At 50.5% G+C, this 8455-nt stretch carries 17 protein-coding genes; all 17 read left to right on the top strand.

All coding sequences use genetic code 11. From position 1 onward, the window contains the following. Window positions 1–60: 60 nt before the first annotated feature. Window positions 61–432: a 50S ribosomal protein L14 gene (rplN, locus tag RTK32_RS15070; protein ID WP_002919748.1), complete on the top strand. Its 372-nt coding sequence runs from the start codon at window positions 61–63 to the stop codon at window positions 430–432. A gap of 10 nt (window positions 433–442) precedes the next feature. Continuing rightward, complete coding sequence (rplX, locus tag RTK32_RS15065) at window positions 443–757, top strand: 50S ribosomal protein L24 (protein ID WP_020322770.1); 315 nt, start codon at window positions 443–445, stop codon at window positions 755–757. A 14-nt stretch (window positions 758–771) separates the two neighbouring features. Beyond that, a complete protein-coding gene (gene rplE / locus RTK32_RS15060) occupies window positions 772–1311 on the top strand; it encodes a 50S ribosomal protein L5 (RefSeq protein ID WP_024966584.1) in 540 nt (179 codons plus the stop codon). Window positions 1312–1325: 14 nt separating this feature from the next. Continuing rightward, the gene (rpsN, locus tag RTK32_RS15055; RefSeq protein WP_312045379.1) at window positions 1326–1631 is read left to right on the top strand and encodes a 30S ribosomal protein S14; all 306 of its coding nucleotides are present in this window, start codon (window positions 1326–1328) and stop codon (window positions 1629–1631) included. 30 nt (window positions 1632–1661) lie between these two features. Continuing rightward, window positions 1662–2054 (top strand): 30S ribosomal protein S8, encoded by a 393-nt coding sequence (rpsH, locus tag RTK32_RS15050; RefSeq protein WP_052902739.1) that lies wholly within the window; start codon window positions 1662–1664, stop codon window positions 2052–2054. Window positions 2055–2065: 11 nt separating this feature from the next. Continuing rightward, window positions 2066–2599 (top strand): 50S ribosomal protein L6, encoded by a 534-nt coding sequence (rplF, locus tag RTK32_RS15045; protein ID WP_312045376.1) that lies wholly within the window; start codon window positions 2066–2068, stop codon window positions 2597–2599. A gap of 9 nt (window positions 2600–2608) precedes the next feature. After that, window positions 2609–2962, top strand: a complete 354-nt coding sequence (gene rplR, locus RTK32_RS15040) for a 50S ribosomal protein L18 (RefSeq protein WP_004160572.1) — start codon at window positions 2609–2611, stop codon at window positions 2960–2962. Window positions 2963–2976: 14 nt separating this feature from the next. Further along, window positions 2977–3477: a 30S ribosomal protein S5 gene (rpsE, locus tag RTK32_RS15035; protein WP_004160571.1), complete on the top strand. Its 501-nt coding sequence runs from the start codon at window positions 2977–2979 to the stop codon at window positions 3475–3477. A 5-nt stretch (window positions 3478–3482) separates the two neighbouring features. Continuing rightward, on the top strand, window positions 3483–3662 hold the full coding sequence (rpmD, locus tag RTK32_RS15030; protein WP_004160569.1) for a 50S ribosomal protein L30: 180 nt from the start codon (window positions 3483–3485) through the stop codon (window positions 3660–3662). Window positions 3663–3665: 3 nt separating this feature from the next. Further along, window positions 3666–4100 (top strand): 50S ribosomal protein L15, encoded by a 435-nt coding sequence (gene rplO / locus RTK32_RS15025; protein ID WP_125290979.1) that lies wholly within the window; start codon window positions 3666–3668, stop codon window positions 4098–4100. A 7-nt stretch (window positions 4101–4107) separates the two neighbouring features. After that, on the top strand, window positions 4108–5439 hold the full coding sequence (secY, locus tag RTK32_RS15020; RefSeq protein WP_124233601.1) for a preprotein translocase subunit SecY: 1332 nt from the start codon (window positions 4108–4110) through the stop codon (window positions 5437–5439). A gap of 32 nt (window positions 5440–5471) precedes the next feature. Further along, a complete protein-coding gene (gene rpmJ / locus RTK32_RS15015; protein WP_004160566.1) occupies window positions 5472–5588 on the top strand; it encodes a 50S ribosomal protein L36 in 117 nt (38 codons plus the stop codon). 135 nt (window positions 5589–5723) lie between these two features. Further along, window positions 5724–6080 (top strand): 30S ribosomal protein S13, encoded by a 357-nt coding sequence (gene rpsM / locus RTK32_RS15010; RefSeq protein WP_048917626.1) that lies wholly within the window; start codon window positions 5724–5726, stop codon window positions 6078–6080. A gap of 16 nt (window positions 6081–6096) precedes the next feature. Continuing rightward, a complete protein-coding gene (gene rpsK / locus RTK32_RS15005) occupies window positions 6097–6486 on the top strand; it encodes a 30S ribosomal protein S11 (RefSeq protein ID WP_034899652.1) in 390 nt (129 codons plus the stop codon). Window positions 6487–6518: 32 nt separating this feature from the next. Continuing rightward, window positions 6519–7139 (top strand): 30S ribosomal protein S4, encoded by a 621-nt coding sequence (rpsD, locus tag RTK32_RS15000; RefSeq protein WP_004160561.1) that lies wholly within the window; start codon window positions 6519–6521, stop codon window positions 7137–7139. Window positions 7140–7164: 25 nt separating this feature from the next. Then, window positions 7165–8154: a DNA-directed RNA polymerase subunit alpha gene (locus RTK32_RS14995; RefSeq protein ID WP_002919219.1), complete on the top strand. Its 990-nt coding sequence runs from the start codon at window positions 7165–7167 to the stop codon at window positions 8152–8154. A 40-nt stretch (window positions 8155–8194) separates the two neighbouring features. Then, on the top strand, window positions 8195–8455 hold a 261-nt coding region (gene rplQ, locus RTK32_RS14990; RefSeq protein ID WP_050154739.1), incomplete at its 3' end, for a 50S ribosomal protein L17.

Below are 8455 nucleotides of genomic sequence, written 5' to 3'. Positions count from 1 at the left end.
GGCTTTTATACGACCTGAATCAGGTCCCGAAGTAGTAGTTGACATTAGCGGAGCACTAAAATGATCCAAGAACAGACTATGCTGAACGTCGCCGACAACTCCGGTGCACGTCGCGTAATGTGTATCAAGGTTCTGGGTGGCTCGCACCGTCGCTACGCAGGCGTAGGCGATATCATCAAAATTACCATCAAGGAAGCAATTCCTCGCGGTAAGGTTAAGAAAGGTGATGTGCTGAAGGCGGTAGTGGTGCGCACCAAGAAGGGTGTTCGTCGCCCGGACGGTTCTGTCATTCGCTTCGATGGTAATGCATGCGTTATTTTAAACAATAACAGCGAGCAGCCTATCGGAACGCGTATTTTTGGGCCGGTAACTCGTGAACTTCGTACTGAAAAGTTCATGAAAATTATCTCTCTGGCACCAGAAGTACTCTAAGGAGCGAAAAATGGCAGCTAAAATCCGTCGCGATGACGAAGTTATCGTGCTGACCGGCAAAGATAAAGGTAAGCGCGGTAAAGTTAAGAATGTCCTGTCTTCTGGCAAGGTCATTGTTGAAGGTATCAACCTGGTGAAGAAACATCAGAAGCCGGTTCCGGCTCTGAACCAACCAGGTGGCATCGTTGAAAAAGAAGCCGCTATTCAGGTTTCCAACGTTGCACTTTACAACACTGCCACCGGCAAGGCTGACCGTGTAGGCTTTAGATTCGAAGACGGCAAAAAAGTCCGTTTCTTCAAGTCTAACAGCGAAACTATCAAGTAATTTGGAGTAGTACGATGGCGAAACTGCATGATTACTACAAAGACGAAGTAGTTAAGAAACTCATGACTGAGTTTAACTACAATTCTGTCATGCAAGTCCCTCGGGTCGAGAAGATCACCCTGAACATGGGTGTTGGTGAAGCGATCGCTGACAAGAAACTGCTGGATAACGCAGCAGCTGACCTGGCAGCAATCTCCGGTCAAAAACCGTTTATCACCAAAGCACGCAAATCTGTTGCAGGCTTCAAAATCCGTCAGGGCTATCCGATCGGCTGTAAAGTAACTCTGCGTGGCGAGCGCATGTGGGAGTTCTTTGAGCGTCTGATCTCTATTGCTGTACCGCGTATCCGTGACTTCCGTGGCTTGTCCGCTAAGTCATTCGACGGTCGTGGTAACTACAGCATGGGCGTTCGTGAGCAGATCATCTTCCCAGAAATCGACTATGACAAAGTCGATCGCGTTCGTGGTTTGGATATTACCATTACCACTACTGCGAAATCTGACGATGAAGGCCGTGCTCTGCTGGCTGCCTTTGACTTCCCGTTCCGCAAGTAAGGTAGGGTTACTTCATGGCTAAGCAATCGATGAAGGCACGCGAAGTCGTTCGCGTAAAACTGGCTGATAAATACCGCGCTAAACGCGAGGAATTAAAAGCTATCATCTCTAATGTGAACTCATCCGACGAAGATCGTTGGAATGCGGTTCTCAAGCTGCAAACTCTGCCGCGTGATTCCAGCCCGTCTCGTCAGCGTAACCGCTGCCGCCAAACTGGCCGTCCGCATGGTTATGTGGGCAAATTCGGGTTGAGCCGTATCAAGTTGCGTGAAGCCGCCATGCGCGGTGAAGTACCTGGCTTGAAAAAGGCTAGCTGGTAATTACCAATTGAATCACGGGAGTAAAGACAGATGAGCATGCAAGATCCGATCGCGGATATGCTGACCCGTATCCGTAACGGTCAAGCCGCGAACAAAGTTGCGGTCACCATGCCTTCCTCCAAGCTGAAAGTGGCAATTGCCAACGTGCTGAAGGAAGAAGGATATATTGAAGAATTTAAAATCGAAGGCGACACCAAGCCAGAACTGGAACTGACTCTTAAGTATTTCCAGGGCAAGGCTGTGGTAGAAAGCATTCAGCGTGTAAGCCGTCCAGGTCTGCGTATCTACAAACGCAAAGACGAACTGCCAAAAGTAATGGCTGGACTGGGTATCGCTGTTGTTTCTACCTCTAAAGGTGTCATGACCGATCGTGCAGCGCGCCAGGCTGGTCTTGGTGGCGAAATTATCTGCTACGTAGCTTAACGGAGGAAAGAATGTCTCGTGTTGCTAAAGCACCTGTCGTCATTCCTGCCGGCGTAGAGGTAAAACTCGACGGTCAGGTTATTTCGATTAAAGGTAAAAACGGCGAGCTGACTCGTACCCTCAACAATGCTGTAGAAGTGAAGCATGCTGACAACGCTCTGACTTTCGCACCACGCGAAGGTTTTGCAGACGGTTGGGCACAGGCTGGTACTTCTCGTGCACTGGTGAACGGTATGGTTATCGGTGTTACCGAAGGCTTCACTAAGAAGCTGCAGCTGGTTGGTGTAGGTTATCGTGCGGCCGTGAAAGGCAACGCTGTGAGTCTGGCCCTGGGCTTTTCTCACCCTGTTGAACACGCGCTGCCTGCGGGCGTCACTGCTGAATGTCCAACTCAAACTGAAATCGTGCTGAAAGGCGCTGATAAGCAGATGATTGGACAGGTTGCAGCCGATCTGCGCGCCTACCGTCGTCCTGAGCCTTATAAAGGCAAGGGTGTTCGTTACGCCGACGAAGTCGTGCGTACCAAAGAGGCTAAGAAGAAGTAAGGTAACACTATGGATAAGAAATCTGCTCGTATCCGTCGTGCGACCCGCGCACGCCGCAAGCTCAAAGAGCTGGGTGCAACTCGCCTGGTGGTACATCGTACCCCGCGTCATATTTACGCACAGGTAATTGCTCCTAACGGTTCTGAAGTTCTGGTTGCTGCTTCTACAGTAGAAAAAGCAATCAGTGAGCAACTGAAGTACACTGGAAACAAAGACGCCGCCGCCGCTGTTGGTAAAGCAGTTGCTGAGCGCGCAATCGAAAAAGGCATCACTGGTGTTTCTTTCGACCGCTCTGGTTTCCAATATCATGGTCGTGTCCAGGCACTGGCAGATGCTGCCCGTGAAGCTGGCCTACAGTTCTAAGGTAGAGGTGTAAGATGGCACACATCGAAAAACAAGCTGGCGAACTGCAGGAAAAGCTGATCGCGGTAAATCGCGTATCGAAAACCGTTAAAGGTGGTCGTATTTTCTCCTTCACTGCACTGACAGTGGTAGGCGACGGTAACGGTCGCATCGGTTTTGGTTACGGTAAAGCGCGTGAAGTTCCAGCAGCGATCCAGAAAGCGATGGAAAAAGCTCGTCGCAATATGATCAATGTCGCGCTGAACAACGGCACCCTGCAGCACCCTGTTAAAGGTGTGCACACAGGTTCTCGTGTGTTCATGCAGCCGGCTTCTGAAGGTACCGGTATCATTGCCGGCGGTGCAATGCGCGCCGTTCTGGAAGTCGCTGGGGTTCATAACGTTCTGGCTAAAGCCTACGGTTCCACTAACCCGATTAACGTGGTTCGTGCAACGCTGGATGGCCTGGCCAACATGAATTCCCCAGAAATGGTCGCTGCCAAGCGTGGCAAATCCGTTGAAGACATTCTGGGGTAATGACCATGGCTAAGACTATTAAAATTACTCAAACCCGCAGTTCGATCGGACGTTTGCCGAAACACAAGGCAACGCTGCTTGGCCTGGGTCTGCGTCGTATTAACCACACCGTAGAGCGTGAAGACACGCCAGCTGTACGCGGCATGGTTAACGCGATTTCCTACATGGTTAAAGTGGAGGAGTAACAGATGCGTTTAAATACTCTGTCTCCGGCCGACGGGTCTAAACACGCTTCCAAGCGTCTGGGTCGTGGTATCGGTTCTGGCCTCGGTAAAACCGGCGGTCGTGGTCACAAAGGTCAGAACTCTCGTTCTGGCGGTGGCGTACGTCGTGGGTTCGAAGGTGGCCAGATGCCTCTGTACCGTCGTCTGCCGAAATTCGGTTTCACCTCTCGCAAATCTATGGTTACGACAGAAGTTCGTCTGTCTGACCTGGCGAAAGTTGAAGGCGGGATCGTCGACCTGAACACGCTGAAAGCGGCCAACATTATCGGTATTCAGATTGAATTCGCTAAGGTTATCCTGTCTGGCGAAGTCTCTGCTCCGGTAACGGTTCGCGGTCTGCGTGTCACTAAAGGCGCTCGTGCTGCAATCGAAGCTGCTGGCGGTAAAATTGAGGAATAAGTAGCAGATGGCTAAGCAACCGGGATTAGATTTTCAAAGTGCCAAAGGTGGTTTTGGCGAACTAAAACGCAGACTTCTGTTTGTGATTGGTGCGCTGATTGTATTCCGCATTGGCTCTTTTATTCCGATCCCTGGTATCGATGCCACTGTACTTGCCAAACTGCTTGAGCAACAGCGTGGCACCATCATTGAAATGTTTAACATGTTCTCTGGTGGTGCTCTGAGCCGTGCTTCTATCTTTGCCCTGGGTATTATGCCGTATATTTCGGCCTCGATTATTATCCAGCTGCTGACCGTGGTTCATCCCGCGCTGGCAGAAATAAAGAAAGAAGGGGAGGCTGGCCGTCGTAAGATTAGCCAGTACACCCGTTACGGCACACTGGTACTGGGCATATTTCAGTCTATCGGTATTGCTACCGGTCTGCCGAATATGCCTGGAATGCAGGGCCTGGTGTTAAACCCAGGCTTTGCTTTCTACTTTACCGCTGTTGTCAGCCTGGTGACCGGGACAATGTTCCTGATGTGGCTGGGTGAACAGATTACTGAGCGGGGTATCGGCAACGGTATCTCTATCATAATCTTCGCTGGTATCGTTGCGGGATTGCCGCCGGCCATTGGCCATACCATCGAGCAAGCGCGGCAAGGCGACCTGCACTTCCTCCTGTTGCTGTTGGTTGCAGTTCTTGTATTTGCAGTGACCTTCTTCGTTGTTTTCGTTGAGCGTGGTCAACGCCGCATTGTGGTGAACTATGCGAAACGTCAGCAAGGCCGTCGTGTCTATGCTGCGCAGAGCACACATTTACCGTTGAAAGTGAATATGGCAGGGGTTATCCCGGCAATCTTTGCTTCCAGCATTATCCTGTTCCCGGCGACCATAGCTTCATGGTTCGGGGGCGGAACCGGCTGGAACTGGCTGACGACTATTTCAATGTATTTGCAGCCTGGTCAACCGCTTTATGTGTTACTCTATGCGACTGCAATCATCTTCTTCTGTTTCTTCTATACGGCGTTGGTTTTCAACCCGCGTGAAACAGCAGATAACCTGAAGAAGTCTGGTGCATTTGTACCAGGAATTCGTCCGGGAGAACAGACGGCGAAGTACATCGATAAAGTAATGACTCGCCTCACGTTAGTGGGTGCGCTCTACATTACTTTCATCTGCCTAATCCCGGAGTTCATGCGTGATGCGATGAAAGTTCCATTCTACTTCGGCGGTACATCACTGCTGATCGTAGTTGTTGTCATCATGGACTTTATGGCTCAAGTGCAAACTCTGATGATGTCCAGTCAATACGAGTCTGCATTGAAGAAAGCAAACCTGAAAGGCTACGGCCGTTAATTCAGGCGCTTGAGAAGTTACGGAGAGTAAAAATGAAAGTTCGTGCTTCCGTCAAGAAATTATGTCGTAACTGCAAAATCATCCGTCGTGATGGTGTCGTTCGTGTGATTTGCAGCGCCGAGCCTAAGCATAAACAGCGTCAGGGCTAATATTTTTCTTGCAAAGTCGGGTTGAGCTGGCTAGATTAGCCAGCCAATCTTTTGTATGTCTATGCGTTTCCATTTGAGTATCCTGAAAACGGGCTTTTCAGCATGGGGCGCATATTTAAATAGTAGGAGTGCATAGTGGCCCGTATAGCAGGCATTAACATTCCTGATCATAAACATACTGTTATCGCTTTAACCGCGATCTTCGGTATCGGCAAGACCCGCTCACAGGCTATCTGTGCATCAACGGGAATCGCTGAAAATGTTAAGATCAGTGAGCTGTCTGAAGAACAAATCGACATTCTGCGTGACGCAGTTGCAAAGTTTGTTGTTGAAGGCGATCTGCGTCGTGAAGTCACCCTGAGCATCAAGCGTCTGATGGACCTTGGTTGCTATCGTGGTTTACGTCATCGTCGTGGTCTTCCAGTGCGCGGTCAGCGTACCAAGACCAACGCACGTACCCGCAAGGGTCCGCGTAAACCGATCAAGAAATAATCGGGGTGATTGAATAATGGCAAAGGCACCAGTTCGTGCACGCAAGCGTGTAAGAAAGCAAGTCTCTGATGGCGTGGCTCATGTCCATGCATCTTTCAACAACACCATCGTGACCATTACCGATCGTCAGGGTAACGCGCTGGGTTGGGCAACAGCCGGTGGTTCCGGTTTCCGTGGTTCTCGTAAATCTACGCCGTTCGCTGCACAGGTTGCCGCTGAACGTTGCGCAGACGCCGTGAAAGAGTACGGTATTAAGAACCTGGAAGTTATGGTTAAGGGTCCTGGTCCAGGCCGCGAATCAACGATTCGTGCTCTGAACGCTGCTGGTTTCCGCATCACTAATATTACTGATGTGACTCCGATCCCTCACAACGGTTGTCGTCCGCCGAAAAAACGCCGCGTATAACGCCCGTTTTTTAGGAATGTTGGAGAAAGAAAATGGCAAGATATTTGGGTCCTAAGCTCAAGCTGAGCCGTCGTGAAGGTACAGACCTCTTCCTGAAGTCTGGCGTTCGCGCGATTGATACCAAGTGTAAGATTGAACAAGCCCCTGGCCAGCACGGTGCGCGTAAACCGCGTCTGTCTGACTATGGCGTACAGTTACGTGAAAAGCAAAAAGTTCGTCGTATCTACGGCGTGCTGGAGCGTCAGTTCCGTAACTATTATAAAGAAGCAGCACGTCTGAAAGGCAACACCGGTGAAAACCTGTTAGCTCTGCTGGAAGGTCGTCTGGATAACGTTGTTTATCGTATGGGCTTTGGTGCCACTCGTGCAGAAGCACGTCAGCTGGTTAGCCACAAATCCATCATGGTAAATGGTCGCGTTGTTAGCATCGCTTCTTATCAGGTAACTCCGAATGACGTTGTTAGCATCCGTGAGAAAGCCAAAAAGCAGTCTCGCGTGAAAGCCGCTCTGGAGCTGGCTGAGCAGCGTGAAAAGCCAACCTGGCTGGAAGTTGATGCAACTAAGATGGAAGGTGTGTTCAAACGTATTCCTGAACGTACCGATCTGTCTGCGGACATTAACGAACACCTGATCGTCGAGCTTTACTCCAAGTAAAGCTTAGTACCAAAGAGAGGACACAATGCAGGGTTCTGTGACAGAGTTTCTAAAACCGCGCCTGGTAGATATCGAGCAAGTGAGTTCGACGCACGCCAAGGTGACCCTTGAGCCTTTAGAGCGTGGCTTTGGCCATACTCTTGGTAACGCACTGCGCCGTATTCTGCTTTCATCAATGCCGGGTTGCGCGGTGACCGAGGTTGAAATTGATGGTGTACTACATGAGTACAGCACCAAAGAGGGCGTACAGGAAGATATCCTGGAAATCCTGCTCAACCTGAAAGGGCTGGCGGTAAGAGTTCAGGGGAAAGATGAAGTTATTCTTACTCTGAATAAATCTGGCATTGGCCCTGTGACTGCAGCCGATATCACCCATGATGGTGATGTCGAAATCGTCAAGCCGCAGCACGTGATCTGCCACCTGACTGATGAGAACGCGGCTATCAGCATGCGTATCAAAGTTCAGCGCGGTCGTGGTTATGTGCCGGCTTCTGCCCGAATTCATTCGGAAGAAGATGAGCGCCCGATCGGTCGTCTGTTGGTCGACGCCTGCTACAGCCCTGTAGAGCGTATTGCCTACAATGTTGAAGCAGCGCGTGTAGAACAGCGTACTGACCTGGACAAGCTGGTCATCGAAATGGAAACCAACGGCACTATTGATCCTGAAGAAGCGATCCGCCGTGCGGCAACCATTCTGGCTGAACAACTGGAAGCTTTCGTTGACTTACGTGATGTACGTCAGCCGGAAGTGAAAGAAGAGAAACCAGAATTCGATCCGATCCTGCTGCGCCCTGTTGACGATCTGGAATTGACTGTCCGCTCTGCTAACTGCCTTAAGGCAGAAGCTATCCACTACATCGGTGATCTGGTACAGCGTACCGAGGTTGAGCTGCTTAAAACGCCTAACCTTGGTAAAAAATCTCTTACCGAGATTAAAGATGTGCTGGCTTCTCGTGGTCTGTCTCTGGGCATGCGCCTGGAAAACTGGCCGCCCGCTAGCATCGCTGATGAATAACCCGATCACAGGTTAAGGTTTCACTGAGAAGGATAAGGTCATGCGCCATCGTAAGAGTGGTCGTCAACTGAACCGCAACAGCAGCCATCGCCAGGCTATGTTCCGCAACATGGCAGGCTCTTTGGTTCGTCATGAAATCATCAAGACGACCCTGCCAAAAGCGAAAGAGCTGCGTCGTGTAGTTGAACCGCTGATTACTCTTGCCAAGACCGACAGCGTAGCTAATCGTCGTCTGGCATTCGCCCGCACTCGTGATAACGAGATCGTGGCAAAACTGTTTAACGAACTGGGCCCGCGTTTC

The sequence above is a fragment of the Erwinia sp. genome (assembly GCF_031978025.1).
Lineage (GTDB): Bacteria > Pseudomonadota > Gammaproteobacteria > Enterobacterales > Enterobacteriaceae > Erwinia.
The sequence above is the reverse complement of the archived record's forward strand: the minus strand, read 5'-3'. Positions and strand labels throughout refer to the sequence as shown.

Coding starts and splice junctions, on each gene's coding strand:
- rpsH (WP_052902739.1), top strand. CDS start 1,662: ATGAGCATGCAAGATCCGATCGCGGATATGCTGACCCGTATCCGTAAC.
- rpsD (WP_004160561.1), top strand. CDS start 6,519: ATGGCAAGATATTTGGGTCCTAAGCTCAAGCTGAGCCGTCGTGAAGGT.
- rplF (WP_312045376.1), top strand. CDS start 2,066: ATGTCTCGTGTTGCTAAAGCACCTGTCGTCATTCCTGCCGGCGTAGAG.
- secY (WP_124233601.1), top strand. CDS start 4,108: ATGGCTAAGCAACCGGGATTAGATTTTCAAAGTGCCAAAGGTGGTTTT.
- rpsN (WP_312045379.1), top strand. CDS start 1,326: ATGGCTAAGCAATCGATGAAGGCACGCGAAGTCGTTCGCGTAAAACTG.
- rpsE (WP_004160571.1), top strand. CDS start 2,977: ATGGCACACATCGAAAAACAAGCTGGCGAACTGCAGGAAAAGCTGATC.
- RTK32_RS14995 (WP_002919219.1), top strand. CDS start 7,165: ATGCAGGGTTCTGTGACAGAGTTTCTAAAACCGCGCCTGGTAGATATC.
- rplN (WP_002919748.1), top strand. CDS start 61: ATGATCCAAGAACAGACTATGCTGAACGTCGCCGACAACTCCGGTGCA.
- rplO (WP_125290979.1), top strand. CDS start 3,666: ATGCGTTTAAATACTCTGTCTCCGGCCGACGGGTCTAAACACGCTTCC.
- rpmD (WP_004160569.1), top strand. CDS start 3,483: ATGGCTAAGACTATTAAAATTACTCAAACCCGCAGTTCGATCGGACGT.
- rplR (WP_004160572.1), top strand. CDS start 2,609: ATGGATAAGAAATCTGCTCGTATCCGTCGTGCGACCCGCGCACGCCGC.
- rplX (WP_020322770.1), top strand. CDS start 443: ATGGCAGCTAAAATCCGTCGCGATGACGAAGTTATCGTGCTGACCGGC.
- rpmJ (WP_004160566.1), top strand. CDS start 5,472: ATGAAAGTTCGTGCTTCCGTCAAGAAATTATGTCGTAACTGCAAAATC.
- rplE (WP_024966584.1), top strand. CDS start 772: ATGGCGAAACTGCATGATTACTACAAAGACGAAGTAGTTAAGAAACTC.
- rpsK (WP_034899652.1), top strand. CDS start 6,097: ATGGCAAAGGCACCAGTTCGTGCACGCAAGCGTGTAAGAAAGCAAGTC.